The organism is Gordonia sp. YC-XJ4, assembly GCF_059511865.1.
Window position 1 is genome coordinate 4,664,588 of sequence record NZ_CM183447.1, and the last position, 25,863, is coordinate 4,690,450.

Sequence of the window (25,863 nt, forward strand, 5' to 3'; positions counted from 1 at the left end):
CACAGATCCCCTGCGCCGCAAGAGCGAATCGTGCACTTCGGACACAGTAGGGCCACCACACCAGGCCACCACCTACCCGACCGGACAGCCTCGATGTCGCACTTGTCCGGGTCAGATCAGGCTTACAAGCAGTCTGGACTGTTTCTATGATTGTCGTTAGCATCACATCCCATGACGCCTCCCGACGCACCCGCGCACGACCCCGATCGTTTCGACGTCCTCGTCGTCGGCTCGGGTTTCGGCGGCTCGGTCGCCGCACTCCGGCTCACCGAGAAGGGCTATCGCGTCGGCGTCCTCGAGGCCGGACGCCGATTCGCCGACCACGAGTTGCCCACGACCAGTTGGCGACTCCGGGACTATGTATGGGCGCCGGCACTGGGCCTGTTCGGCGTCCAGCGCATCCATCCGCTCCGCGACGTGCTGGTCATGGCCGGCGCAGGTGTCGGCGGCGGATCGCTCAACTACGCGAACACGCTGTATCGCCCGCCCGCGGCGTTCTTCGACGATCCGCACTGGAGCGCGATCACCGACTGGGCCGCCGAGCTCGACCCCTTCTACGACCAGGCCACCCGCATGCTCGGCGTGACGACCTTCCCGGGTGTCACCGCCGCCGATCGCGTGATGCGATCGGTCGCCCACGGGATGGGAGTCGCCGACACCGTCGTCGCGGCCCCGGTCGGTGTGTTCTTCGGGACGCCCGGCGTCACGGTCGCCGACCCGTACTTCGGCGGAGCCGGACCACAACGCACCGGATGCACACAGTGCGGCGCGTGCATGACCGGATGTCGCGTCGGCGCAAAGAACACCCTGGTCAAGAACTACCTGTATCTCGCCGAACAGGCCGGGGCACAGATCATCCCGATGACGATGGTCGACGGCCTCCACCCGCACGGCGATGGCTATGAGGTCAGCACCCACCGCACCGGCGCACCGTGGCGAGGACGCCGGACGCTGTATGCCGACCAGGTCGTGATGGCCGCCGGTACCTACGGCACCAACAAACTGCTGCTCGAGATGGCGCGCTCACGACGACTGCCGGATCTGTCGCCCCGACTCGGGACGGTGGTGCGCACCAACTCCGAGGCCGTCCTCGCCGCGACGGCCCACACCACCGACGTCGACTACACCGAGGGTGTCGCCATCACGTCGTCGTTTCATCCCAACGATCACACCCACATCGAGCCGGTCCGATACGGCAAGGGCAGCAACCTGATCGGGCTCCTGCAGGCCGTTCTCGTCGACGGCGGCGGACGCATGCCACGGCTGCTGCGCGCGGTACTGACCATGCTCGCGCACCCGATCACCGCCGCCCGCTCGCTGTCGGTGCACCGCTGGTCGGAGCGGACCATCATCGCGCTGGTGATGCAGACCGTCGACAACTCGATCGAATTACACGCGCGGAGAGGACGATTCGGCCCGATCCTACGGAGCCGACCGGGCGGCGGCGATCCGCCCCCACGGTGGATTCCCGAGGGACACACGGCCGTCCGGGCCGCGGCGCGCCGCATCGACGGCGATCCGGGTGGGTCGATCCTCGACCTCGTCGATATCCCGATGACCGCCCACTTCCTCGGCGGCTGCGCCATCGGGGACGATCCCGACGACGGCGTCGTCGACGCCTATCACCGCGCGTTCGGTCATCCGGGACTGCACATCGTGGACGGATCCACGGTCTCGGCGAACCTCGGCGTGAACCCGTCGCTCACCATCACCGCCCAGGCCGAACGCGCCATGGCGTTCTGGCCCAACGCCGGAGAGACCGACCCGCGACCGCCGCTCGGCGCACCGTATCGCCGCATCACCGCCGTCGCACCGCAGCATCCCACTGTTCCCGACCACGCGCCAGGCGCGCTTCGGCTGTACGCGTAGCGAGAGGCAACAAGCGTCCCAACCACAACGGCATCTCGGTCACGGAGGCCGCACCTCTACCACACCCCACCGACAGAAAATATCAGCCAGCCCATCACCGAAACCCGTTGTCCACAAGCACCTTTGCCTCCCCACAACCATCGAACACCCTTGCCTTGATCCCTATGTTCGAGTAATGTGGAGTCATCACACCGATCAGCCACTGGGGAGGGGCCCATGATCGACACCACTGAAGCTCTTGATGCCGAGGCAGTTTTCGCCGGAATTGTCACCCAACTCAGCGACCTGCAATGGAATCCGGACATGACCGGGCCACAAGCCTTCGGTGCGATGAAACAAGTCCTGCTACTGCGGAACCTGGTTGATCATCACGCCACCACCCTCACCGGCGAGATGGATCGCCTCGGCGTCGCCGACCACAAAACCACCCGACTGCGGGAACTGTTGATCAGCATGGGTTGCGCACCCGCCGTCGCAAGTCGATACGTGCGGATCTCGGCCACCACCGATGTGGATCTGCTGCTCGCGCACGCCGCGGACGGGTCCATCTCCTCCGAACACACCGACGCCATCGTCCGCGGATTGGCGCACATCGACACCCGCTCCCCCGAACCCCTCGACACCGTGCAACGGTGTGAATACCTGCGGAAACTGCTGTCGCACTACTTCGCCGGTTTCACCCCCGCCGAGATCACCACCTACGCGCGGCAGTTGGGTAACGAGTTGGCGGCCGAGACACCGGGCGGGTTGCCGGCTGCCGAGGACAAGAAGATCAACTCCTACACCGACCACATCACCGACGACGGCCGGTTGGAGATCTCGGCGAACCTCGACATCGTCGCGGGTGAGAAAACCCGTACTTTGATGGAGACCTTGTCGGCGCCCAAACCTCAGCCCGATGGGTCCCCGGATCCGCGGACTCCCGAACAGATCTGTGCTGCCGCGTTCGAGACGATCGTGGAGTTGGCGGCACAAGGTTTGGCCGACACCACGTTCTCGGCGAAACCGACCAACGGGTTGTTGTGGACGTGGTCGGCGGACAACCCCGCGCTCGGCGGCGAGTTGCAGAATATGGGTGCCATCACCGAAGCCACCGCCAAGTTGTTGTCGTGCGACACCACCATCACCAGAATCATCCTCAACCCCGACGGCGTACCCCTCGACGTCGGACTCAAAGAGCGCTTGTTCACCCCCGGCCAACGCAAAGCGTTGTTGGTGCGTGATCGCGGGTGCATCAAATGCGGAACACACGCCGGACGCTGCCAAGCACACCATGTGCACCACTGGGCCGATGGTGGGCCCACCGACCTCGACAACGGCTGCCTGCTCTGCACCAGTTGTCATGACGATGTGCACCACCGCGGCTGGGACATCATCATGGGTTTCGACCGGCACCCCTGGCTCATCCCACCCGCCACTGTGGATCCGCAACGCCGGCCGGTGCCGTCGTATCACCGACGGACCATGCGACTCGACGACGCAGCAGCCTGACCTACGCTGCACCACTACCTGATTCCCTGCACCCGGCCTGGCCGGGACCGCATCTGTTGTTTGAGAACTCCATAGAGACAAACCCCACCCGATGGTCGAGGTGTCGTGCCGCCCGCGGCCCGGAAGCCCTTCGGCACAAGGGGTCTCGAGGCTCGTCGCTGACGCTCCTCGGCACCTCGACCACCAGGATGGGAACGGTCCCCCCCGATGGTCGAGGTGCGAGCCGCGTGCGGCGAGCCTCGAGACCGACTGCGCCGGCGCTGTATTCGGACCACCGAGGACCGGATACCCATCGACACAACAGGTCTCGAGGCTCGCCGCTAGCGCTCCTCGGCACCTCGACCACCGGGATGGGACGGCCGTGGGGCGGGAAGGGCGGAGCATCATAGATCGCTGGTCGAGGTGCGACCCGCGTGCCGCGAGACTCGAGACCATCGGGGCAATGGGCAGCGGAACGGGAATGAGTAGCTCACGACCAAGAGTTGCCCGGGTGTGCGAGCATGGACGGGTGACGACAGTCGACGCCTCCCCCGAACTCGGCGACTCCCCGGATGAGGACGCCAGGGTTCGTCGGCTTCTCGACGCCCAGGCCAAGGCTGAGCAACTCTTCGCCGAGATCACCGAGCGCGGGATGATCCGACCGGGTGTGGGCGAACGAGAACTGTCCAATGAGATCCGCGACCTCGCCGCCGACATGTTCGGCGTGACCCGGCACTGGCACAAACGGATCGTGCGCGCCGGCGAGAACACCCTGCAGACCTACCGTGCCAATCCGCCGGACCGAATCCTCGCCGACGACGAAATCCTCTTCCTGGACTTCGGTCCGATCTTCGAGGAGTGGGAGGCCGACTTCGGCCGCACGTTCGTCCTCGGCGACGATCCGACCAAACATGCGCTGCGCGCATCGCTGAGCCAGGTGTGGGAGGCCGGACGCGAACACTTCCGCACCCACGCCGACATCACCGGAGCGCAGCTTTATGACCGCGTGGTCGAACTGTCCCGCGAGGCAGGCTGGGAGTTCGGCGGCGACATCGCCGGGCATCTCGTCGGCGAGTTCCCGCACGAGAACATCGACGCCGCCGAGATCGAGAGCTACATCGCCCCCGGTTCCGAGGGGCCGATGCGTCGCACCGACCGCGCCGGCCGGCAATGCCACTGGATTCTCGAGGTGCACCTCGTGACCCCGGATCGCCGCTTCGGCGGCTTCTGCGAGGAACTGCTCGACCTCCCCTGAGTTCCTTCAGGACGCGGCGCGCCCCGACCCCTGCGCGACGCGGTCGATCCCGAGATGGTCGCGCAGCGTCGTACCGGTGTAGTCGGCACGAAAACTCCCGCGCTCCTGCAGGATGGGCACCACTTCGTCGACGAACCGGTCGAGCCCGCCGGGCGTGATGTGCGGGACGAGGATGAAGCCATCGCTGACATCGTTCTGCACGGCGTGATCCAGGCGCTCGGCGATGGTCTGCGCGCTGCCGACGAAGGCCTGCCGGCCGGTCACCTCGATGATGAGTTCGCGGATCGACCAATTGTTGGCCTCGGCACGTTCGCGCCATTCGCGCGCGGTCTGCAGCGGATCACGGTATGACCGCACGCTGGCCCGTCCGCGGGCGATGGTGTGCTCGCCGACGACCGGATCGAACTGCGGCAGCGGACCGTCGGGGTCGACGTCGGAGAGATCCCGGTTCCACACCTGCTCCAGGAAGCGCAGCGCGGTGGCACCGCTGACCTGCGCGAGACGCACCTCGTGAGCGAGGTCGGCCGCCTCGGCGTCGGTGTCGCCCAACACGAATGTGGCCGCCGGCAGGATCAGCAGCTGCTCACGGCGACGCCCGTACCTGGCCAGCCGGGACTTGACGTCACGGTAGAACTCACGTCCCTCCTCGTAGGCACTGTGCCGGGAGAAGATCGCATCCGCCTTCGCAGCGGCGAACTCACGGCCCTCCTCGGAGTCACCGGCCTGGAAGATCACCGGCCGACCCTGCGGGCTGCGTGGCACCGAGAATCGTCCCTCGATGTCGAATTGCTCACCGCGGTGCGCGAATTCGCCGACCGCGCCGTCCTGCAGGAACCGGCCGGATGCCCTGTCGGCGACGATCTCGTCGCCACGCCAGGACTCCCACAGCTCGATCGCGGTGTCGAGGAACTCCTTGGCCCGCGAATAGCGTTGGGAGCTCGGCAAATATCCGCCACGTCGGAAGTTCTCCCCGGTGAACTCGTCCCACGAGGTGACCACGTTCCAGGCGGCACGTCCGTCGGTGAGGTGATCGAGGCTCGCGAATTGCCGTGCCACCTCGTAGGGTTCGTTGAAGGTGGAGTTGATGGTGCCGGTCAGGCCGAGCCGATGGGTGACGGCGCCGAGTGCTGCGAGAATCGAGAACGTGTCCGGCCGCCCGACGACGTCGAGGTCGTAGATGAGGCCGTTCTGCTCCCGTAGCCGCAACCCCTCGGCGAGGAACAAGAAGTCGAATTTGCCGCGTTCGGCGGTTCGGGCGAAATGTTCGAAGGACTCGAATTCGATATGACTGCCCGAGGCGGGATCGCTCCACACCGTGGTGTTGTTGACGCCGGGAAAGTGCGCGGCGAGATGGATTTCCTTGCGGGGTGCGGTCATGGCGGTCTCCGATCAGGCTGCGTAGCGGTTGGCGGGGCGGGTGAGTCCGAGGTGCCCGCGGAGGGTGGTTGCGGTGTACTCCGTGCGAAAACGTTTGCGGCGACGCAACTCCGGGACCAGTTGGCCGGTGATCGCGAACAGGTCGTCGGGCAGCACCGCGGGGCGCAGCCGCACCCCGGCGAGCGCGTGCCCCGGGTCGGCGGCGGGGACAAGCTCCTCGATGAGGTCGGCGAGACCGGTGGCGGTACCGACGAAGATCGGTGCATCACTGTGTAATTCGACGCCCGCGAGCTCGTCGAGTCGTGCCGCTCGGGCCGTGGCCTCGGCGTCGGTGTCGCCGAGGATGACGAGTAGATCGTCGAACACCCGCACCGGATCGGCACGCCCCGCCGACACCCGGGCGGCGTCGATCTCGGCGACGGCCGCGGTAGCGGTGGCCGCATCGCGCGCGGTGATGAATCCGAGGTCGGCGACGCGGCCGATCAGGTCGTAGGCCGAACTGTTGTGTCCGAGTGCGGCGATGGGCGGTTGCCCCTGTGGGGGACGCGGGGTGATCGACGGTCCACGCACACTGAAGTATTCACCCTCGAAGTCGATGTAGTGCAGTTTGTCGCGGTCGATGAAGCGCCCGGTGGCGGCGTCGCGTATCTCGGCGTCGTCCTCCCACGAATCCCACAGTCGGCGCAGTACTTCGGCGTAGTCGGCGGCCTCGGTGAACAGCGCGTCGAGGATCACCGGGTCGGGGTCGGCAGGCACCAGGTCGGGCAGCGTACGACGGCCGAACAACTGCGCATCGGCGGCCGATCCGTCCACTCGCAGCTGCACCCCGGCACGTCCGTGTGCGACGTAGTCGAGTGTGGCGATCGCCTTGGCGGTGTGGAACGGTTCGGTATGGGTCGTGATCGCCGCCGGGATCAGGCCGATCGCACGTGTGGTGGGCGCCACCCGGTTGGCGACGAGGACCGCATCGAGCCGTCCACGAACCCGATCGGTCCGATCGTCGGGGCGTAGCGGATCGTCGCGCTGCAGTCCGAGACCGTCGTCGAGGGTGACGAGGTCGAGGGCGCCGGATTCGGCTTCGCGCACCAGATCTGCCCAGTAGCGGCCGGTGAGCAGTTCGGTGGGGCGCGCACCGGGCTCACGCCACGCGCCGGGGTGCCAGCCGGCATCGGACAACGCGACGGCCAGGTGGATCTGATCAGGCATGAGCGGACTCCTTGGGAAGGTTGGTGGAGGAACCGGCGGTACGGCCCGCTCCGGGGATGGCGGCGAGGAGTGCGCGGGTGTAGTCGTGGCGCGGGTCGTCGAAGACGTCCTCGACCGGCCCCTCCTCGACGATCCGGCCGGCGCGCATGACCGCCACCCGGTGGCTGATCTGCCGGACGACGGCCAGGTCGTGCGAGATGAACAGATAGGCGATGCCGTGGTGGCGTTGGAGGTCGGCGAGCAGTCGCAGGACCTGCGCCTGGATGGTGACGTCGAGGGCGGAGACCGGCTCGTCCAGGATGAGTAGCTTCGGGGTGGTGGCCAGGGCACGCGCGATCGCCACCCGCTGGCGCTGTCCACCCGACAGCGCGGTGGGCAGTCGGCGCGCATGACCCGGTTCGAGTGCGACCGCCGCGAGGAGTTCGTCCACGCGACGTCGGCGCTGTGCTCGGGGGACCCCACGCAGCGGTTCGGAGATGATCTGTTCGACAGTCAGTTTCGGGTTCATCGACGAGAAGGGGTTCTGATAGACGAAGCCGACATCCCCGCGACGGTCACCGGCCTCGACGACGCCGGAATCGTGGGTCTCCAGACCGGCCAGGATGCGGGCGGTGGTCGTCTTGCCCGACCCGCTCTCCCCCACCACCGCCAAGGTTTGCCCGGCGCGCACCGCCAGCGACACGTCGTCGACGGCGGTCAACCCGTTGCCACGACCGACCCGAAACGACCTCGAGATGTGTTCGGCGCGTGCGATGACCGGTGCGTCGTCGTCGCGGGGTGCGGCCAGGGTGCCCGAGGTGAGTGCGGGTGCATCAGCGATCAGTCGCCGGGTGTAGGCATGACGCGGCTCGGTGAGAATCTGTGCTGTCGAACCACTTTCGACGATCTGCCCGCCGGACATGACGACGAGCCGATCGGCACGGTCGGCGGCCACCCCGATGTCATGGGTGATCAACAGGATCGAGGTGCCGCTATCGGCGGCGCGGGCGGCAAGGTGATCGAGGATGCGGCGCTGCACGGTGACGTCGAGGGCGCTCGTGGGTTCGTCGGCGATGATCAGCTCGGGTTCGCACGCCATCGCCATCGCGATCAGCACACGCTGCCGCTGTCCGCCCGAGAGTTGGTGCGGTAGTTGGTGGTAGCGCACCTCCGGATCGTCGATGCCGGCGTCGGCGAGGTGCTCGAGCGCGTGGATGCGGGCCGTCTTGCGGGCGGCGCGACCGTGGATGCGCAGGACTTCGGCGACCTGATCACCCACGCGTTGCACGGGATTGAGTGCGGTGCCCGGGTCTTGCGGAACCAGGCCGATCCGTGCGCCCCGAATCCGGTTCATGGCGCGGGAGCCGAGCTCGTCGATCCGCAGATCTCCGAGGTGCACGCGACCGGTGGAGTGCGCCGTGCGCGGTAGGAGTCCGATGATCGCGTGCGCCACCGATGATTTCCCGGATCCGGACTCCCCGACCACGGCAACGGTCTCGCCCCGCGCCACCGTGAGATCGACTCCGCGGACCGCCTCGGTCTCGATGCCGTTGGTTCGGTACGCCACGCGCAGATCGGTCACGTCGAGGACAGGGAGATCGGATACCGGGCTCATCGGTGATCTCCCGCCGAGATGCGGTGGCCGACGGTGTGCGCCGCGAGCACGACGGCCACGATCGCCAATCCCGGCAGTGTGGTCATCCACCAGGCGGTGGCCAGATAGTCACGGCCGTCGGCGATCAGGGATCCCCATTCAGGAGTCGGCGGGGTGGCGCCGAAGCCGAGGAACGACAGCGACGAGATCAGCAGGATCGCCATCCCGAATTCGGCGGCCGCCAGGGCGAGCACCGGGGCGTAGGAGTTGCGCAACACGTGTCGGACGAGCACGACCGGGGCCGGGACCCCGAAGGCACGCGACGCCTCGACGAACGGGGCGTGGCGGACCCGCAGCACCTCGGCGCGCATGACCCGCGCGAAGCTCGCGACGAGCACCACCGCCACCGCGATCGCGACCTTGGTGGTGCCGAACCCCAGGGCCGCGACGATGGCCAGGGCCAGCAACAGTTGTGGGACGGCGAGCATCACGTCGATGGCCCGCATGATCACCCCGTCGGCGACGGCCCCTGCGGTACCGGCGAACAACCCGAGGATCGCCCCCACGAGCAACGCGACCCCGACGGCACCGATGGTCGCCGTCAGCGACAGACCCGCCCCGTGGACGAATCGCGCGTAGACGTCGCGGCCGAGGTTGTCGGTGCCGAACCAGTGCGCGGCGCTCGGTGGTGAGAGTTTCTCCGAGGGCACGGCCAGCAGGGGGTCGCGTCCGGTGAACAAGCCCGGGGCCACCGCGAATCCGACGGCGAGTGCGAGGACGATCACCGCGAGTGTCACCGCGGCATTGGACCGCAGCCACGCCCACACCGCCGCGGGCCGCACCGCCGTCGGACTCCACGACCAGGACGGCACCGACACACCGGTGTCGGATGAGTCAGACATTGATCAGCTCCGTCCGGGAGTCGTTGTCGCGCGCCGTCGGCTCCCGTCGGCGCGCACCGCTGAGGATGCGGGGGTCGAGGAACGGGTAGACGACGTCGACGAGCAGGTTGATGGTGACAAAGACCAGCGCCGAGAGGGTCACCAGCGCAAGCACGACCGGGATGTCCTGTGCGAGAACGGCGGATTGGGCGAGCTTGCCGACACCCGGTCGGGAGAACACCGTCTCCACCACGACCGCCCCGCCGAGGAGGTTGCCGACGACGACGCCGGCCACCGTCAGCGCCGGCAGCGACGAGACCCGCAGGATGTGTCGGGTGATGACGCGCCCGCGGCTCGCACCCTTGGCGGTGGCCGTCTGCACGAACGGCGCCGCATCGGTGGCGGTCATGCTGGTCACCAGCACCTGCCCGAGTACCCCGGCATACGGGATGGCCAGCGTCACCGCGGGCAGCACGATCGACCCGGGTCGGGTGTCCCCGAATGCCGGGAACCACGGCAGACGAAAGGCGAAGACCTGCAACAGGACCAGTCCCACCCAGAACGTGGGCAGGGCCACCACCAGCGGCGGGATGGACAGCAGGCCCCGACGCAGCAGCGTCGAGCGGGTCCAGGTCGCCAGCACCGCGAGTCCGACCCCACCGACGACGGCGAGCGCCACTGCGGTGAGCGTGAGCGCCACGGTACCGGGCAGGGCGTCGGCGATCACGTCGGTGACCGGACGCCCCTGGGAGATGGACAGCCCGAAGTCACCGTGCAGCGCGCCGGTCAACGCCGACCAATACTGTTGCCACACCGAACGATCCAGTCCGTAGCGGGCCTTGAGGGCGGCTACGGCGGCCGGGTCGGCGGGGATCGAGGCATCCGAGGTTGCGATCGACACCGGATCCGAGGGCAGCAGGATCAGGATGATGAAGGCGACGGTGAACGCCGCCCACAGCACCCCGATGGCCGAGGCGATGCGGATCGCGAGATAGCGGATCATCGCCGGTCACCGACCCGAGAGCCAGGTGTCGTGGAACTGCAGGCGTGCCGAGGCGTCGAAGGACACCTGGTGTGCGGTGCCCGCGGTACCGATGGCCTGCGAGAGTTCGATAGTGGGCAGGAACAGTCCGTGCTCGATGATCTGGGTCTGGGCGGTGGCCAGGTCCGCGTTGCGTGCGGCGGTGTCGGTGGTGCTCTGCTGCTGAGCCAGCGCGGTGTCCAGCGCGGGAATCGGCCCGCGCCGGTTCAGGTTTCGGGTGGTCAACCCGAACTGGGTACGCAGGATGTCACCGTCGGCGCGTGTCACGTTGTAGTAGATCGCGTCGTAGTCGCCGGAGTTTTGTCGGACGGTGGCCTCGGCTGCGGGTACCACGTCGAGCGCCATGTCGACGCCGGCGTTCTTCAGCTGCTGCTGGACGAGTTCGAGGATCGCCTGGTTGCCGGCGAACACCGGACTGTAGAGCACCGAGAACGACAGGCGCCGGCCGTCTTTGACGCGAATGCCGTCCGCGCCGGGCCGCCAGCCGGCGGCGTCGAGTAGCTGCCGGGACTTGGCGGCGTCGAAGGCCAGGGCCGCCGTCTCGGCATGGAATCCCGGGGTGTTGGCGGCCAGCACCCCGGTCGCCGGGTGGAAGTCCTTGTCGAGCACGGTGTCGACGAGTTCGGTGCGGTTGATCGCCGGGAGCAGTGCAGTGCGGACCTGCTCGTCGGCGAGTACTCCACGGGAGACGTTGGGCTGCAGGCCGAATGGCACGCCGGGGTTCACCGCGGTGAGTACCTTGCCACCGGCCGAGGAGATCTGTGCCTTGTCGTTGGGGAGGGCATCGCTGATGACGTCGAGCTGACCGGAGCCCAGTGAGCCGGTGCGCACACCCGACTCGGGGACGACGGTGAAGTCGATCCCGTCGAGGTAGGCGTCGCCGGTATGGGTGAACACCGCCGAGCCCCATTGATATCCGGTGCGTTTGCGCAGGGCGGCCGAACGGCCTTGTTGCCATGCGGAGTACGCGAACGGCCCGGAGCCGATGTTGGTGCCCTGGCACCGCTGTTCGGGTGTGGCGGCGACGGTCGCGTCGGCCTGGATGCCGAGCTGCGGAGTGGAGGTCGCCTGCAGGAACTGCGCGTTCGGTGCGGAGAACTCGACCCGTGCGGTCAACGGGTCGACAACGGTGGTACCGGTGTAGCCGCTGAGATATGTTGCGGCCAAGGGCGCCTTGGCGCCACCAAGGGTGGTGACGATGGCGTCGAAGTTCTTCTTGACCGAGTCGGCGGTCAGCGGGGTGCCGTTGCTGAAGGTGACGTCGGGCTTGAGGTGGAAGGTGAAGGTCTTGGCGTCGGGGCTGACCTCCCAGCTCTGCGCCAGCCACGGTTTCAGGTCACCGCTCCCGGGTACCTGGTCGGTCAGTGAGTCGACGATCTGACGGGTCACGTAGATCGTCTGGTTGGTGGCGCTCTGGGCGGGGTCGGAGCAGGTGGGCGCGTCGGAGAGGCCGTAGCGCAGCGTGCCACCGGAGACCGGCGGGCCGGCGTCGTCGGACTGCGAGGAGCCCCCGCCGCATGCGGCGAGGCCGAATACGGCCAGCGCGGCAACGGATGCCGTCGCGGTACGGGCGACGGTGGTGGTGATGCCACGCATCAGATGAGGCCCCATTTCTTGGCGAGGAGTTCGTGCGAGCGCAGCCGGTCACCGTGATCATGGGTGACCGAGGTGATCACGAGTTCGTCTGCATCGGTCAGCTTTCCGAGCGCAGCCAAGCGCTCGACGACGGTGTCGGGGCTGCCCACGAACTGGGTCTCGAGGCGGTCGGCGACCAGTGCGCGCTGCTCGTCGTCCAGTGGTGGCGCGGTGGCCGGATCCGGGTACTCGACGGCACCGTGGCCGCTGCGGATGCTGTACACCCAGTGCCCGTAGGTGGAGGCGAGATGGCGTGCGGTGTCGTCGTCCTCGGCGACCACCACATCGGCCGAGACCACCACGTACGGTTCGGCGAGTACCGCCGACGGCCGGAAGGCGGCGCGATAGGCCTGCACCGCTTCGAGCGTCGTGCCGGGGCTCACGTGATAGTTGGCGACGAAGGGCAGTCCGCGCGCGCCGGCCACCTGGGCGCTCTGACCCTTGCTGCTGCCGAAGATCCAGAGCTCGACGTCGGCGCCCTCACCGGGCACCGCATGCAGTTGGAGACCGGACGGGCTGCGATAGGTGCCCTCGAGCAATGCGGCGATGTCGGCGACCTGCTCGGCGAAATCGGGGGTCTGCGCACCGGGCTGGGTGAGTACCTCGAAGCTGCGTGCCAGACGCGAATTCGCCAGCAGCGCCGACACATCGAACGGTTCGGGGAGCACCACACCGTCGACGACGCGACTCGGGCGGGGAATGCTCGGCAGGGTCACCGCAGGTGTCGAAGGCGTGGGTGTCGACGGCGTGGGTGTCGACGGCGTGGGTGTCGAAGGCGTGGGTGTCGCCGTGACCGCTTCCGCGCGCCGCTGACCGGAGCGTCCGAGACCCAGGTCGATGCGGCCGGGATGGAAGGCGTCGAGCAGACCGAAGGACTCGACGACCGAGACCGCGGTCGTCTGGCCGACCTGAACCGCCGCCGACCCGACCCGGATGGTGGTGGTGGCACCGGCGATCTGACCGATCAGGACGGCCGGATTGGAGCCGGCCACCGCGACGAAGTGATGTTCGGCGACCCAGTAGCGGCGATACCCCCACTGCTCGGCGTGCTGCGCGAGGTCGATCGTGTTGGCCAGTGCGGCAGCAGGATTGGAGCCCTCACTGATCGGCGCGAGATCGAGCACCGACAACGGGGCATGGTCATGAAATGGCACGAGCCGACTCCCATCGATCCCGGCGTTAGCACCCTCCTCTGGGGTTGCTGCGACGTCGACGAGCCGGGTCTCTCGGTCGCTCCAGATGGTCGATTCACGGTAGGTCGGCGGCGCCGCACACGGCAAGAAAGTCAGGAGCTGCTCGAGTACGTCGACGGCGTCCGGGCGCGTACGCGGCACAGACTTTCGGTCACCGTGGGATTAACCCGAACGTCCGGACGGCATCGGTGGCGAGCAATGGCGTCGTCACGCCCGCGTCGACCTTGTCCGATACGGGCGATTTAGCCTAACCTAACGAGATGTGTGCTCGTGGAGTTCTCGCCGGCCTGTTGACCCTGGTGTTCGTCGCCCTTCTCGGGTGCTCCTCCCCCGACGACCCGGCCGGGTCCGCGGGAGAGACCGTGACCGTCGAGCACCAGTACGGATCGACGACGATTCCGAGCGATCCGACCAAGGTCGTGACCTTCGGCGGCGCGTGGTCGGATTCGCTGATCCGCCTCGGAGTCCCGATCACCGCGGAGTTCCTCGCGCAGGGGTATTCGGGCCCGAACAATCGCTTCGCCTGGACGCCGGAGCACTCGTCGACGATCGTCACCTATGACGTGGAGGCCGGTACCCCCGACGTTGCCGCAATCGCGCGGTTCGCCCCGCAGGTGATCCTCGCCGGATACCTGCCCGACCGCGCGGCCTACGACCGCCTGACGCAGATCGCCCCCACGATTCCGGTGATGGCCAAGAACACCGTCACCGACAGCTGGCAGGACGTGATGACGACGGCCGGCCGGATCTTCGGCAAGCAGCAGCAGGCCGATGAGGCCGTCGCCGAGGTCGAGCAGCAGATCGCGGCCACCAGGGCGAAATACCCGGCGAGCCAGGGCAAGACGTTCACCTTCGGACAGCTGACCCCGCAGAATCAGTTCGGTGTGGTGACCAGCGACACCGACCCCTCCGCGAAACTGCTTGCCGAACTCGGACTGGTTCTCGACCCGGCGGTCAAAGGGCTCGCGCCCGGTGGCGCACGCACGATCGTGTCGGCCGAACGTATCGACATCTTCGCTTCGGACCTGCTGATCTTCTGGCCGCTGGTCGGCGGGCCCGAGGCGTTCGATGCGATACCCGGCTGGGATTCGCTGCCCGCGGTGCGCCGCGGCACGACGGTGTTCCTCACCAACGACACCGCGTCGGCGTTCGGCGGACCCACGATCTACTCGGTGCCGTGGGCGATCGACAAGCTGACGCCGGCGTTGGCGAAACTGTAGGCGCTCGCCCCCGGCGGCGCCTCAGGCGGCGCCGCGTTCCTCGATCTCCTCGAGCCGGTCGATCACGGTGCGCGCGAACACCTGCTGCTCGGTGACCGCGAGTTGGTTGCGGCTGCGCGAGGTGAACGCGAAGAGCCAATCGATCAGCGTGGTGAAGCGGTTGCGAAATCCGACGAGGTAGATCAGGTGCAGGAACAGCCATCCGAGCCAGGCGAGATAACCGGAGAACTCGATGTGCCGCGACGTCCCGGGGATCGGCACGCTGGCGACCGCCGAGTACCGCGAGACCGTCGCCATCGACCCCTTGTCCCAGTAGGAGAACGGCTTTCGAGCCCGCAGACTGCCGTTGAGCCGAGCGATGATGGTGTCGGCGGCGTACCGCGCGGACTGGTTCGCCGCCGGGGCCTGGCCCGGCACCCCGTCGAGTGCCATCATGTCGCCGACGACGAACACCTCGGCGTGGCCGGGCAGACTGAGATCTGGCTGCACCCGGACCCGTCCGGCGCGGTCGGTCTCGGCCCCACTCTGCTCGGCGAGATGGCGGCCGAGTGGGCTGGCCGCGACACCCGCCGACCACACCTTGCACTGGCTCTCGATGCGTCGGGTGGTGCCGTCGGGGTCTTTGACCACCAGCCCGTCGTAATCCATGTCGACGACCATCGACCCCAGTTGGACATCGACTCCCAGTGAGCGCAAACGCTTTTCAGCCCGTCCTCCGAGCTTGCGCCCGAACGGCGGAAGTACCGACGGCGCCGCGTCGAGGAGGATGACCCGCGCCTGCGTCGGATCGATGGAGTCGAAGGCGCCGCGCAGCGTCTTGGCCGCCATCTCCGCGATCTGCCCGGCCATCTCCACCCCGGTCGCACCTGCGCCGACCACCACGAACGTCAGCAGGCGGGCGCGCTCGTCGGGATCGGTGGACAACTCGGCCTGTTCGAAGGCGCCGAGGATACGTCCGCGGAGTTCGAGGGCGTCGTCGATGGTCTTGAGACCGGGTGCGAACTCCGCGAAATGGTCGTTGCCGAAATAGGATTGGCCGGCACCCGCGGCGACGATGAGGCTGTCGTAACCGGTGGTGAGTTCGCGGTCGAGCAGACGCGAGGTGACCCTGCGCTGCTGGAGGTCGATGCTCTCCACGTCGCCGAGGACGACCCGCGCGTTGCGCTGATTGCGCAGGATCACCCGCATCGGTGGGGCGATCTGGCCTTGCGAGATGAGCCCGGTGGCCACCTGATACAGCAGCGGCTGGAACAGGTGGTGGGTGGTGCGGGCGATGACCGTGACGTCGACATCGGCGTGGGCGAGTCGGCGAGCCGCGGCGAGCCCGCCGAAACCCGAGCCGATGATCACCACGTGGTGGCGGCCGGTCTGCGCGGGGTGTGCGGCATCGCTGGGATGTGCGGCAGTGATGGGTTGTGATCGGGCCATGGCACGTTCCTTCGTCGGGGATCGACACCCAGGCGGACGATGTCTCCGAACGTGCTCCTTGCCGGTCGATTCCGGCTGCGCCAGTCGCACTGCCGAGGTTAGCGCACGATCACGCCCGGCGCGAGGGCTTTGTTACGAGCTCGGTCCCGGTGCGCTCAGGTCAGGGAGCGCATGGCGCGGTCGGCGACCGCCGGTGAGAGGTAGTCGAGGACGGGCAGCACCGCACGCAGGGCCGCGGGTGCGACCTCCTCGGGCTGGTGGGTGATCGCGCGGACGATCCAGTTCGCTGCCTCGGCCACGTCGAGCGCATGTACGTCGTCGTATTCCGCTGTGGGAGCGATCATCTCGGTCCGCACCAGTGGGTAGTAGACGTTGGTGGCGCAGACGCCGGGGTGTGGACGTTCGGCGTTGAGGCTGCGTCCGAAGATCCCGAGGGCGTTCTTGGACGCGGCGTAGGCGGAGAAGCGTGGGAACGTTCCCGCCATCAGGCCCCACGTGCAGATGTTCACGATCTGGCCGGATCCGCGCTCGACCATCCCGGGCAGCAGACCCAGCGAGAGTTGGACCGCGGCAAAGTAGTTCAGTGACATCGTCCGCTGATAGTCGTGCAGCCGATCGGTGGAGTCGAGGATCGACCGGCGGATCGATCGTCCCGCGTTGTTCACCAGGACATCGATCCGCCCATCACCGAGTTCGTCGAGAAGCGCTGCCACGCCGGCCTCGGCGGACAGGTCGGCGACGATGTGGTCGCATCCGGTCTCCGACGCCAATGACCGCAGCTCGTCGGAGCGGCGGGCGACGGCGATGAGATGGGCGCCGCGCGCGGCGAGCGCACGCACCGCTTCGCGCCCGATACCTGCCGAGGCACCGGTCACCAGCACCGTCAGGCCGGAGACATCACGACCGGGTCCGGTCACCGCGTTCTCCACCGGGCCCGGCAACAGCGATCGCCGCTGCGCCAGGTCGAACAACGTCGCGGCCACATTCACCACGCGCGACTACTCCGCGAGCGCCGAGCGCAGCTTGGCGTCGGTGTGCTTGATCGCCTGGGCCGCGAACGGATCCATGATCGCGCCCAGCGCTTTTCCGGCCAAACCGCCGGGCAGGATGTACTCGAATTCGGCGTCGACCTTGGTACCGCCCGCATCCAGGTCGGCGAAGCGCCAGGTGGTGTTGGCCTGGAAGCCCTCGATGGCCCTGAGCACGATGAGTTCGTTCTCGACCCACTCGACGGTCTCGACCGTGGACTTGAGGGTCTTCGGTCCCGCCTTGATCGCGACGTCGAAGACCGAGCCCTTGCCGCTGGTCAGGTCTGTCCGCGGAGTGAACTGATGAATCCCGAACATGTACTCCGGAACGTTCTCGTAGTCGTTGATGTAGGTGAACACGCGGTCGCGTGCCACCTCGATCGTGGACGAATGGCGCACCACACTCATTGGTCTGGACCTCCCCTGTCGACGTGAGCCGAGACCCGCCGGTGGCGGCAGGTCGTGCAGCCCACAGTAGGCGGTCGGTGCGCAGGCCCGGCACACAACCCACCGGCCCAGCGTGGCGCGGCAGGGCGGGTGCGGACGCGGCGTCATAATCGAGGGCATGCGTTCGAGAGGGAAGATCATCGACGCGACGCTCAGCCTGATCGCCACTGAGGGTTTTGCCGGGGCGAGTATCGCGGCCGTCGCCGCGTCGGCGGGCGTGTCGAGGCAGACGGTGTATTCGATCTTCGGTTCCCGCGAGGATCTCGTCTCCCAGGCGCTCGGCGAGCTCGCGATCACCGCGATGGGCGCCATCCACGCGCGGCTCGAGGGCATCACCGATCTGACCGACTACCTCGTCGAATTCATCGTCGCCGGCCGTTCGATGGCCGCGGCCGATCCGGCTCTGTCGATGCTCATGACCTCGCAGGAAAGCCATCCGTTCTTCGATGACGGCGCGATGTCGAGGACCCGCGAGGTCGCCACGCAGATCCTGCACCCGATCATCGTGGCGTCGCCGCAGTACGCACCGCACGTCGACGACATCGTCGACATGACGGCCCTGCTGAGCCTGTCGCTGGTGGTCGTCGACGACGCCGCCCGCACCGACGCCGAATTGCGCGCTTTCCTCGACCGCTGGCTCCGGCCCGCCCTCGAGGCCATGCCCACCGCGGCGGCGTCGACACCCTCAGATGAGTGAGCCGACGTCGGTGGCGACGATGCGGTCCAGCGCGCGTTCGGCGACCGCGGCGATGGTCATCGACGGGTTGCAGGCGGCGCAGGTGCCGGGCATCAGTGCACCGTCGACGACGTAGAGTCCGCGTTGGCCGTGCACCCGACCTTCCAGGTCGCACACGGTGCCCATGGACGCGCCGCCGAGCGGATGCCAGGTCGACGGGAGCACCGCGTTGGTGTCGATCAGGGTGGAGTCCGGTCCGGCGATGCGGTTCACCGCCGGGGTGATGTAACGGTTTTGGAGTATCGAGTCCCCTTCGTGCGGCCATTGCAGGACCGCTTGGTCGGTGGCGGCGTCGTAGGTGAAGTGTCCGCGCCCGGCGCTGACGCCGTAGGCGACCATCATCGTGGAGTGGGTGTTGACCGGGATCGGCGGGATGGACGCCTGGATGACAGTGAACGCGTGCTGCGGGTCGGACCAGTTGAGGCTGCCGTACACAACCGGGCCCCCTTGCGCCGCACCGAAATCGGCGGTGGGGGCGTTCCAGATGTAGATTCGGTCGGCGTTGGTGCCCCAGCCGGTGCCGACGGCGTCCGGGAGATCGGTGATCGCTCCGGTTGCCCCGGCGCGCACCAGCATTCGGCTGGTGTTCATCGAGCCGGCGGCGAGGAACAACGTCGGGGTGGACAGGATCACGGTCTCGAGGACCCGGCCGGTCTCATCGGTCCGGTTCGCCGTCACGCGCCAGCGGCCGGTCGGTTCGCGGTGGATCTCGGTGACGTCGTGCAGGATTCGGGCATCGAGAAGTCCGGTCTGTTCCGCCTGCGACAGGTAGGTGACGTCGACGCTGTGTTTGCCGCCGTTGTTGACGCCGATCGCGCCGTCGCCGTTGGTGTAGGACGGGCGCATCTTCCCGGCCACCTCGGCCAGCGCATAGTTCCAGTCGATCGGCATCGGGATCTTCTGCACCGGCAGTCCGGCGCGCCGCACATGGGCGGCGAACTCGCGGACGACCCGGTAGTTGGGGGTGCGGATCAATGCGTCGGGGGCGACCTGCGCGCCGAGCATGCGTGCGACCCGCGGATAGTAGGTGCCGTTCATCGACGGCCAGTCGAGACCGGCGGGGAAATGCGCGCCGAACACTTCTTCCGACGGTTGCAGGGTCATGCCCTGATAGACCAGTGAGCCCCCACCCCAGCCGGCGGCGACCATGGGTGTCATGTTCTGTCCGGCAATCGATTCGAACAGGCCCACATAGGGTTCCACCGACAGCGGACGACCGAAGACCTGTGGTGTCGACTGGTGCCAGAGGATGCGCTTGTCGGGATGGGTGGCACTCGGGAAGGTCGTCGAATTCGGTCCGGTCGGCCAGCGTCGTCCGCGTTCGAGGAGCACCACCGGCACCCCGGCACGGGTCAGCCGTAAGGCCGTGACTCCCCCACCGAATCCGGAGCCGATCACCACGACGCGGTGTTCCTCGCGTGTGGTCGGAACGGCTCGGCCCGGCGTCGCGAAGCCGCGGCCGACCCCGGCGGTGGAGGCGATCACCCCGGTGACCCCGGCGCCGGCGGCACCGGCGAGCACCTGACGGCGAGAGAATGTGCGCATGAAACCCCTGTCGGACAGCAACGTCGAGTGTTGCGAGAAAACTAGACAGTGTTTCCAGATTGTGTCAAGAACTTGCGTGTAAGCGGCGGTCAGCCGCCGACGACGAGCGAGATCTTGCGCAGCAACGCCGCGAGCGTCGCCCGTTCCCGGTCGGTCAATGCCGCCAGTGCTTCCTCGTCGTCACGTAGGCGGCGTGGCAACTCGGCATCGACAAGCCTGCGGCCGGCGTCGGTGGGCCGCAGCAGCACGACCCGACCGTCCCGCTCGGACTTCTTGCGCTCCAAGAGCCCTCGCCGAGAAAGACTTTCACTGATCTTGGTGATCGATGCACCACTGAGTGTCGTCGTCGAGACGACCTCACTGGCTCGCAGCGGCCGCCGGGCGCGCACCAGCGCACCGAGGACGTCGAACTCCGATCGACCGATTCCGTGCTCCTCGAGATTGCGGTCGAGTTGGGCATTGGAGATCGCAGCGATGCGCTGAACCCGACCGAGTACGCCGATGGGGGCGACGTCGATATCGGGAAAGGCCTGCGCCCACTCGTCGATGATCCGGTCGACCAGGTCGCGGGGGCCCGCATCCCGGGCTGCGTCGGCGGCGTCGGTCACGCGGCTCATCGTAGTCGCGATCACATAGTTTACTAGTAAAATAGTGATAAAGTAATTTCATGTCCACGGCCTCTCCCTACCTCGCCCTGCCCGCTCGCCCCTCCCGTCGGGCCGCACTGCGCCACGCGGTGAGCGTGCGGGCGTGGCGGGAGGCGTTGTCGGTGGACACCAGCCGGATCGGCTACGCCGCACCACTGCGGGTGGGCATGGCCGTCGGCGTGGTCCTGGTGATCGGCGGACTGACCGGTCATCGGGACATCGCCGGACTGGCCGCTCTCGGCACACTGATTTCGGCGTTCTGCCGGCCCGACCCCTATCCGGTACGTGCGGGCCGGCTGGGCGTGCTTGCCGTCGCGATCACCACGGCCGTCGGTATCGGTGCCGCGCTCGGCGCATTCTCCGGATCGTTGGTGGTCGAGATCGGCGTCATCTCGGCCCTCGCCGGTGCCGCCGCCTATCTGGTGTCGGCGCTGCACATCGTCGGCCCGGGAGGCATCATCTTCGTCTTCGCGGCGACCGGAGCGGCCGGCTTCGCGGGCGATCTCTCCGACGTCGGCCGGGCTGTCGCGGCCACCGCCCTGGGCTCGGTGATCGGCTTGCTCGCCGCGTTGGCGCCCTGGCTGATCGCGATGTCGACCGGCCGGGGCCGCACCGAGATCCCCGGATCGGCTGCGCGGGAATCCCTGTGGACGCAACTGTCCGGAGGTCACTCCTCGCACACCCGACGCCATCTGCTGATCTCGGCGGCCCGCATCACGGTGGCCGCGGCGGCGGCCGCGGGAGTCGCCGCGGCGGCGGGGCTCGCGCACCCGATGTGGGCCGCGATGGGAGCGATGGCCGCCATGCAGGGGGTGAGCTACCACCACACGGTCAGTCGCGGGGTGGCCCGGTTGCTCGGCAACATCGGCGGTGCGGCGATCGCCGCGGCATTGCTCGCGCTGCCGCTCGGCTATTGGGGCGCGGTGGCGGCCATCGTGGTCCTGCAGACGTGCGCGGAGATCTTCTCCACCGTCAACTACGCGATTTGTTCACTGGCGGTGACCCCGATGGCACTGCTGCTCACCGGGTTGGGCGCCGGCCTGTCACCCGAGATGGCGGTGGACCGAGTGCTCGACACCGGCATCGGCATCGTGGTGGGCATCGTCGTTGCCGCACTCGCCATCACCTCACGTGACCTGCACACAACAGGAAACTGAACCGAGTTTTCACGTACGTCACATTGGCGCAACGATGCGGGTACCTGTCACTCATAGCTTCGTATCGCTCGCACAACGCCCCGGCCCGACCACGACACCCAGTCGACGATCCGGGGCACCCAACCCAGGAGTACCCCATGAGTGGCAGCATGTCGCGCCGTCAGGCCATCGAGGCCGTGACCACCTACGAGATGGAGACCGACGGCTTCCCCGAGCCGTTGGCCGACACCTTCGGCCGCAACGTCTTCACCCTGTCGGTGATGAAATCGCGTCTCCCCAAGCACGTGTTCAAGGCCGTGTCGGCCACCATCGACAAGGGCGCGCCGCTGGACCCGACTCTCGCCGACTACGTCGCCTCGGCGATGAAGGACTGGGCGATCGAGAAGGGTGCCTCGCACTACGCCCACGTCTTCTACCCGCTCACCGGGTTCACCGCCGAGAAGCACGACTCGTTCCTCGAGCCCGACGGCTCCGACGGTTCGCTCGCCGAATTCCAGGGCAAGACGCTGCTGCAGGGCGAGCCGGATGCATCGTCGTTCCCCAACGGCGGTCTGCGTGGCACCTTCGAGGCCCGCGGCTACACCGGGTGGGATGTCACCAGCCCCGCCTACATCCTCGAGAACCCCAACGGCAACACGCTGTGCATTCCCACGATCTTCATCTCGTGGACCGGTGAGGCCCTGGACAAGAAGACACCGCTGCTGCGCAGCCAGCAGGCCATGAGCAAGCAGGCCATGCGACTGTTGAAGTTGTTCGGACACAAAGACGTCGACACCGTCGTCTCCTATGCCGGAGCCGAGCAGGAGTACTTCCTGATCGACCGTCATTTCTATTTCGCCCGACCCGACCTGATGACCGCCAACCGCACCCTGTTCGGCGCCAAGCCGTCCAAGGGCCAGGAGTTCGACGACCACTACTTCGGGTCCATCCCGGATCGTGTGCTGGCGTTCATGATCGAGCTCGACCGCGAGTTGTTCAAGCAGGGCATCCCGGCCAAGACGCGGCACAACGAGGTCGCTCCCGGCCAGTTCGAGTTGGCGCCGGTGTTCGAGAAGTCCAATCTCGCCCATGATCATCAGCAGCTGATGATGACGACGATGAAGAAGGTCGCCGAACGCTACGGCATGGTCTGTCTGATCCACGAGAAGCCCTTCGCCGGCGTCAACGGTTCGGGCAAGCACGTCAACTTCTCGCTGGGTAACAGCAATCAGGGCAACCTGCTCAATCCGGGCGACACCCCGCACGAGAACGAGCAGTTCCTGGTGTTCTGCGCGGCCATCATCCGCGGTGTGCACAAATACGGTGGCCTGCTGCGCGCGTCGGTGGCCTCGGCGTCCAACGACCACCGCCTCGGCGCCAACGAGGCACCGCCCGCGATCATCTCGATCTTCCTCGGCGAGCAACTCGCCGACGTCTTCGACCAGATCGCCAAGGGCGGCGCCAAGGAGAGCAAGCAGACCGGTGTCCTCGAACTCGGCGTCGACACCCTGCCCCCGCTCAAGGCCGACGCCGGCGACCGCAACCGCACCAGCCCGTTCGCCTTCACCGGTAACCGTTTCGAGTTCCGTGCGCCCGGCTCCAACCAGTCGATCGCCGACCCGATGGTCGCCATCAACGCGATGCTCGCCGATTCACTGGACTACGTGTGCACCTTCCTGGAGACGGAGACCGCCGCGGGCACGAAGTTCGATGCAGCAGTGCAGAAGTTGCTCGAGGCGATCGTCACCGATCACGGCAAGGTCGTGTTCAACGGCGACGGCTACTCCGATGCGTGGCAGGAGGAGGCGGCCGCTCGTGGTCTGCTGAATCTGCGCACCACCGTCGACGCGATGGCCCAGCTCGACGAGCCGGAGATCAAGGAATTAATGTCCAAGTACGGCATCCTGTCCGAGCGGGAGCTCAAGGCCCGCAAGGAGGTCGTGCTCGAGCAGTACGCGCTTGCGCTGCTGGTCGAGGCCAAGGAAACCCTGGAGATCGCCAAGACGATGATCCTGCCGGCCGCGACCCGCTACATGGGCGAGTTGGCGTCCACCGCGGCGAGCCTGAAGGCCGCGGGCATCGACATGGAAACCCCGGCGTTGTTGACGATGACCACCTCGGTCAAGGCGCTCAACAAGAAGATGGACGCCCTCGAGGAGGCCATCGCCGGATTCCACGGCGACACCGTCGAAGCGGAGTCGGAATACGCGCTCACCTCGCTGATCCCGCCGATGGCCGAGGTCCGGACCGCGTCGGACAAGCTCGAGACCATCGTCGCCGACGATCTGTGGCCGCTGCCCACCTACAACGAGATGCTCACGATCCTGTGATCGCCTCGCACCGATCCACCTCGTACTGATCCACTCTGCAGCCCCGCATGTGCCCGCCGGGATTCGTTCTCGGCGGGCACGTGTGTATTCATCGGCCGGGCCGTAGATTCGAGCTATGGACGAGGCGCGGATCGGGCTGGGGCGGCTGGTGCTCGCCCTCGACGCGACGCTCGTGACGCTGGTGGAGGCACCACGGGGTCTCGACGTCACCGTCGGATCGGTGGCTTTGCTCGACCCCGACGACCTGCGTCTGCCGTTGGGTGCGGCCGCGCGCGGCGCCGACGTGTTCCTGATGGTCGGTGCGTCGGAAGCCGATGTGGTGCACTGGCTTCCGACGATCGCTGCCGCACCGCCGATTGCGGTGATGCTCAAATCCCCGGGTTCGGGAGTGACCGAGGCGCTCGCCGCAGCGGGGATCGCGGTCATCGACGTCGACCCGCACGCACGGTGGGAGCGGATCTACCAGTTGTTGATTCGTGTCCTCGACACCGCAGCAGGTGTCGGGGACCCCGATGCATTGGCGTCCGGGGCGTGGGCGTCGGGCACAAGCGGCGACCTGTTCGAACTCGCCGCCGAAGTGGCCCGACGTACTCACGGCCTGGTCAGCATCGAGGATCAACGTTCACACGTGTTGGCCTACAGTCGCGCCGGTGACGAGGCCGACGAGCTACGGCGATTGTCGATTCTCGGTCGCGAGGGGCCACCGGAGATGTTGGCGTGGCTGCGCCAGTGGGGGGTGATGGACGCCCTGCGCACCTCGCACGGGGTCGTGCGGGTGGCCGCGCGCGCCGACCTGGGTCTACGGCCGCGGATGGCTGCACCGATCCGCTCCGGTCCGGACTTCCTGGGAGTCGTCTGGCTACAGCAGGGCGACTCGGAGTTCGCCACCGACGCCGAGACCATCCTTCGAGGGGCCGCTGCCGTTGCGGCACGGGTGATTTCGCGACGCCGGGCGGCGGGGACCGGCCACGACGAGATCGTTCGGCGGCTCCTCGGCGCGCATGGCGAGAGCATCGACGCGGGATATCTGGGGGCGCAACTCGGCATCGCGTCCGACGCACCGGTGATCGTTGTCGGCTTCGCCGGTCGCGGGCCGAGCGTCGGCGAGGTCGCGGGTTCGGGCATTCCGGCGGGTGTCGTGTCGGCATTGACGTTGCACGCCAGCGCTTTGCGGCCGCTGTCGGTGACCACCACCCTCGGGGCGCGTGCCTACGTGGTGCTGCCGGGCGACGGGTCGGAGGCAAACGGCCCCGGCGTCGACTCGGTCCTGGCGTGGGCCCATTCGGCGGTCGAGGCCGCCGACCGGCAATTTCAGACATCGGTGCGCGCCGTCGTCGCCGGACCGGCAGCAGGACTGTCCGAGGTCCCCGAACTACGCCGACTTGCCGATCGGGTTCTCGATGCGGCACAACGGGAGTCCGACCTCATCGACCCGGTGACGACGGTGTCGGCGTCCCAGACCGGGGTGCTGCTCGGCGAGATCGTCGCCCTGCTCTCGACCAACCCCGACCTGATCGACAGACGCGTCGTCGAACTCGCCGACCGCGACACCGAATCCGGCGGCGACCTCACCGCGTCACTGCGCGCCTATCTCGATCATTTCGGCGATGTACGCACAGCATCCGAGGCACTCCACATCCACCCGAATACGTTGCGCTACCGCATCCGTCGCATTCGCGACCTCACCGACATGGACCTCGACGACCCCGCCACCCGACTGGTGGTGGCGCTGTCACTTCGCGCCCGGTAGTGCTTTTCGTGGTGGTCGAGGTGCCTTTTCATGGTGGTCGAGGTGCGACGAGCGCCAGCGAGGAGCCTCGAGACCCGGTGAGCCACAGCTGGTTC

20 protein-coding genes and 2 riboswitches are annotated in these 25,863 nt (G+C 67.5%); of the genes, 8 read left to right on the plus strand and 12 right to left on the minus strand.

From position 1 onward, the window contains the following. Window positions 1-171: 171 nt before the first annotated feature. The 3 genes from AC5ZH6_RS20670 (at window position 172) to AC5ZH6_RS20680 (ending at window position 4,594) form a co-directional block, all read left to right on the plus strand. Entirely contained in the window at window positions 172-1,869 is a 1,698-nt protein-coding gene (locus AC5ZH6_RS20670; protein WP_288338406.1) for a GMC family oxidoreductase, read from the plus strand. A 216-nt stretch (window positions 1,870-2,085) separates the two neighbouring features. After that, the gene (locus AC5ZH6_RS20675; protein WP_020170301.1) at window positions 2,086-3,360 is read left to right on the plus strand and encodes an HNH endonuclease; all 1,275 of its coding nucleotides are present in this window, start codon (window positions 2,086-2,088) and stop codon (window positions 3,358-3,360) included. A 508-nt stretch (window positions 3,361-3,868) separates the two neighbouring features. Then, on the plus strand, window positions 3,869-4,594 hold the full coding sequence (locus tag AC5ZH6_RS20680) for a M24 family metallopeptidase (RefSeq protein ID WP_020170300.1): 726 nt from the start codon (window positions 3,869-3,871) through the stop codon (window positions 4,592-4,594). A gap of 6 nt (window positions 4,595-4,600) precedes the next feature. Here the strand turns inward: AC5ZH6_RS20680 and AC5ZH6_RS20685 are convergent, their stop codons facing one another. Genes AC5ZH6_RS20685 through AC5ZH6_RS20715 form a run of 7 tightly spaced genes read right to left on the minus strand, consistent with a single transcriptional unit; the run spans window position 4,601 to window position 13,462 of the window. Then, window positions 4,601-5,971: an NtaA/DmoA family FMN-dependent monooxygenase gene (locus tag AC5ZH6_RS20685; protein WP_020170299.1), complete on the minus strand. Its 1,371-nt coding sequence runs from the start codon at window positions 5,969-5,971 to the stop codon at window positions 4,601-4,603. Between the two features lie 12 nt (window positions 5,972-5,983). Further along, complete coding sequence (locus tag AC5ZH6_RS20690) at window positions 5,984-7,177, minus strand: LLM class flavin-dependent oxidoreductase (RefSeq protein WP_020170298.1); 1,194 nt, start codon at window positions 7,175-7,177, stop codon at window positions 5,984-5,986. After that, entirely contained in the window at window positions 7,170-8,771 is a 1,602-nt protein-coding gene (locus AC5ZH6_RS20695) for a dipeptide ABC transporter ATP-binding protein (protein ID WP_020170297.1), read from the minus strand. Before AC5ZH6_RS20695 ends, AC5ZH6_RS20690 begins: the two co-directional genes overlap by 8 nt. Further along, a complete protein-coding gene (locus AC5ZH6_RS20700) occupies window positions 8,768-9,652 on the minus strand; it encodes an ABC transporter permease (protein ID WP_288338068.1) in 885 nt (294 codons plus the stop codon). Before AC5ZH6_RS20700 ends, AC5ZH6_RS20695 begins: the two co-directional genes overlap by 4 nt. Next, window positions 9,645-10,634, minus strand: a complete 990-nt coding sequence (locus AC5ZH6_RS20705) for an ABC transporter permease (RefSeq protein ID WP_288338067.1) — start codon at window positions 10,632-10,634, stop codon at window positions 9,645-9,647. The genes AC5ZH6_RS20700 and AC5ZH6_RS20705 overlap by 8 nt, the downstream gene beginning before the upstream one ends. Window positions 10,635-10,640: 6 nt before the next feature. After that, a complete protein-coding gene (locus AC5ZH6_RS20710) occupies window positions 10,641-12,269 on the minus strand; it encodes an ABC transporter substrate-binding protein (protein WP_288338066.1) in 1,629 nt (542 codons plus the stop codon). Next, window positions 12,269-13,462, minus strand: a complete 1,194-nt coding sequence (locus AC5ZH6_RS20715) for an LLM class flavin-dependent oxidoreductase (protein ID WP_288338065.1) — start codon at window positions 13,460-13,462, stop codon at window positions 12,269-12,271. The genes AC5ZH6_RS20710 and AC5ZH6_RS20715 overlap by 1 nt, the downstream gene beginning before the upstream one ends. 7 nt (window positions 13,463-13,469) lie before the next feature. Then, a riboswitch (SAM riboswitch) is annotated at window positions 13,470-13,554 on the minus strand. Between the two features lie 207 nt (window positions 13,555-13,761). Between AC5ZH6_RS20715 and AC5ZH6_RS20720 the strand changes: the two genes are divergently transcribed. Then, window positions 13,762-14,721 (plus strand): ABC transporter substrate-binding protein, encoded by a 960-nt coding sequence (locus AC5ZH6_RS20720; protein ID WP_288338064.1) that lies wholly within the window; start codon window positions 13,762-13,764, stop codon window positions 14,719-14,721. Between the two features lie 21 nt (window positions 14,722-14,742). Here the strand turns inward: AC5ZH6_RS20720 and AC5ZH6_RS20725 are convergent, their stop codons facing one another. The 3 genes from AC5ZH6_RS20725 to AC5ZH6_RS20735 form a co-directional block, all read right to left on the minus strand. Continuing rightward, a complete protein-coding gene (locus AC5ZH6_RS20725; protein WP_020170292.1) occupies window positions 14,743-16,149 on the minus strand; it encodes an NAD(P)/FAD-dependent oxidoreductase in 1,407 nt (468 codons plus the stop codon). A 19-nt stretch (window positions 16,150-16,168) separates the two neighbouring features. Next, window positions 16,169-16,247, minus strand: a riboswitch (ZMP/ZTP riboswitch). A gap of 57 nt (window positions 16,248-16,304) precedes the next feature. Next, window positions 16,305-17,138 carry an SDR family NAD(P)-dependent oxidoreductase gene (locus tag AC5ZH6_RS20730; RefSeq protein ID WP_026919908.1) on the minus strand — a complete coding sequence of 278 codons (834 nt, stop codon included), beginning with the start codon at window positions 17,136-17,138 and terminating at the stop codon, window positions 16,305-16,307. Window positions 17,139-17,147: 9 nt separating this feature from the next. Then, a complete protein-coding gene (locus tag AC5ZH6_RS20735; RefSeq protein WP_006368294.1) occupies window positions 17,148-17,585 on the minus strand; it encodes an SRPBCC family protein in 438 nt (145 codons plus the stop codon). Between the two features lie 157 nt (window positions 17,586-17,742). Here AC5ZH6_RS20735 and AC5ZH6_RS20740 point away from each other — a divergent pair, with 157 nt between their 5' ends. After that, complete coding sequence (locus tag AC5ZH6_RS20740) at window positions 17,743-18,321, plus strand: TetR family transcriptional regulator (protein ID WP_006368293.1); 579 nt, start codon at window positions 17,743-17,745, stop codon at window positions 18,319-18,321. Here the strand turns inward: AC5ZH6_RS20740 and AC5ZH6_RS20745 are convergent. Continuing rightward, window positions 18,310-19,905 carry a GMC oxidoreductase gene (locus tag AC5ZH6_RS20745; RefSeq protein ID WP_496167755.1) on the minus strand — a complete coding sequence of 532 codons (1,596 nt, stop codon included), beginning with the start codon at window positions 19,903-19,905 and terminating at the stop codon, window positions 18,310-18,312. The genes AC5ZH6_RS20740 and AC5ZH6_RS20745 overlap by 12 nt on opposite strands. Window positions 19,906-19,994: 89 nt before the next feature. After that, on the minus strand, window positions 19,995-20,522 hold the full coding sequence (locus tag AC5ZH6_RS20750; protein ID WP_172398760.1) for a MarR family winged helix-turn-helix transcriptional regulator: 528 nt from the start codon (window positions 20,520-20,522) through the stop codon (window positions 19,995-19,997). A 50-nt stretch (window positions 20,523-20,572) separates the two neighbouring features. On the opposite strand from AC5ZH6_RS20750, the gene AC5ZH6_RS20755 reads away from it, so the two are divergent. The 3 genes from AC5ZH6_RS20755 to AC5ZH6_RS20765 all read left to right on the plus strand — a co-directional run bounded on the left by AC5ZH6_RS20755 (window position 20,573) and on the right by AC5ZH6_RS20765 (window position 25,768). Then, window positions 20,573-21,709, plus strand: a complete 1,137-nt coding sequence (locus AC5ZH6_RS20755; RefSeq protein ID WP_006368290.1) for an FUSC family protein — start codon at window positions 20,573-20,575, stop codon at window positions 21,707-21,709. Window positions 21,710-21,846: 137 nt separating this feature from the next. Beyond that, entirely contained in the window at window positions 21,847-24,018 is a 2,172-nt protein-coding gene (locus tag AC5ZH6_RS20760) for a glutamine synthetase III family protein (RefSeq protein ID WP_496167757.1), read from the plus strand. Between the two features lie 115 nt (window positions 24,019-24,133). Further along, window positions 24,134-25,768: a PucR family transcriptional regulator gene (locus AC5ZH6_RS20765; RefSeq protein WP_496167759.1), complete on the plus strand. Its 1,635-nt coding sequence runs from the start codon at window positions 24,134-24,136 to the stop codon at window positions 25,766-25,768. The last annotated feature ends 95 nt before the right edge of the window (window positions 25,769-25,863 follow it).

Excerpts from the sequence above, each read along its gene's own strand:
- AC5ZH6_RS20670 (WP_288338406.1), top strand. The coding sequence starts at position 172 with ATGACGCCTCCCGACGCACCCGCGCACGACCCCGATCGTTTCGACGTC.
- AC5ZH6_RS20675 (WP_020170301.1), top strand. The coding sequence starts at position 2,086 with ATGATCGACACCACTGAAGCTCTTGATGCCGAGGCAGTTTTCGCCGGA.
- AC5ZH6_RS20685 (WP_020170299.1), bottom strand. The coding sequence starts at position 5,971 with ATGACCGCACCCCGCAAGGAAATCCATCTCGCCGCGCACTTTCCCGGC.
- AC5ZH6_RS20690 (WP_020170298.1), bottom strand. The coding sequence starts at position 7,177 with ATGCCTGATCAGATCCACCTGGCCGTCGCGTTGTCCGATGCCGGCTGG.
- AC5ZH6_RS20695 (WP_020170297.1), bottom strand. The coding sequence starts at position 8,771 with ATGAGCCCGGTATCCGATCTCCCTGTCCTCGACGTGACCGATCTGCGC.
- AC5ZH6_RS20700 (WP_288338068.1), bottom strand. The coding sequence starts at position 9,652 with ATGTCTGACTCATCCGACACCGGTGTGTCGGTGCCGTCCTGGTCGTGG.
- AC5ZH6_RS20705 (WP_288338067.1), bottom strand. The coding sequence starts at position 10,634 with ATGATCCGCTATCTCGCGATCCGCATCGCCTCGGCCATCGGGGTGCTG.
- AC5ZH6_RS20710 (WP_288338066.1), bottom strand. The coding sequence starts at position 12,269 with ATGCGTGGCATCACCACCACCGTCGCCCGTACCGCGACGGCATCCGTT.
- AC5ZH6_RS20720 (WP_288338064.1), top strand. The coding sequence starts at position 13,762 with ATGTGTGCTCGTGGAGTTCTCGCCGGCCTGTTGACCCTGGTGTTCGTC.
- AC5ZH6_RS20725 (WP_020170292.1), bottom strand. The coding sequence starts at position 16,149 with ATGGCCCGATCACAACCCATCACTGCCGCACATCCCAGCGATGCCGCA.
- AC5ZH6_RS20735 (WP_006368294.1), bottom strand. The coding sequence starts at position 17,585 with ATGAGTGTGGTGCGCCATTCGTCCACGATCGAGGTGGCACGCGACCGC.
- AC5ZH6_RS20740 (WP_006368293.1), top strand. The coding sequence starts at position 17,743 with ATGCGTTCGAGAGGGAAGATCATCGACGCGACGCTCAGCCTGATCGCC.
- AC5ZH6_RS20745 (WP_496167755.1), bottom strand. The coding sequence starts at position 19,905 with ATGCGCACATTCTCTCGCCGTCAGGTGCTCGCCGGTGCCGCCGGCGCC.
- AC5ZH6_RS20750 (WP_172398760.1), bottom strand. The coding sequence starts at position 20,522 with ATGAGCCGCGTGACCGACGCCGCCGACGCAGCCCGGGATGCGGGCCCC.
- AC5ZH6_RS20755 (WP_006368290.1), top strand. The coding sequence starts at position 20,573 with ATGTCCACGGCCTCTCCCTACCTCGCCCTGCCCGCTCGCCCCTCCCGT.
- AC5ZH6_RS20760 (WP_496167757.1), top strand. The coding sequence starts at position 21,847 with ATGAGTGGCAGCATGTCGCGCCGTCAGGCCATCGAGGCCGTGACCACC.
- AC5ZH6_RS20765 (WP_496167759.1), top strand. The coding sequence starts at position 24,134 with ATGGACGAGGCGCGGATCGGGCTGGGGCGGCTGGTGCTCGCCCTCGAC.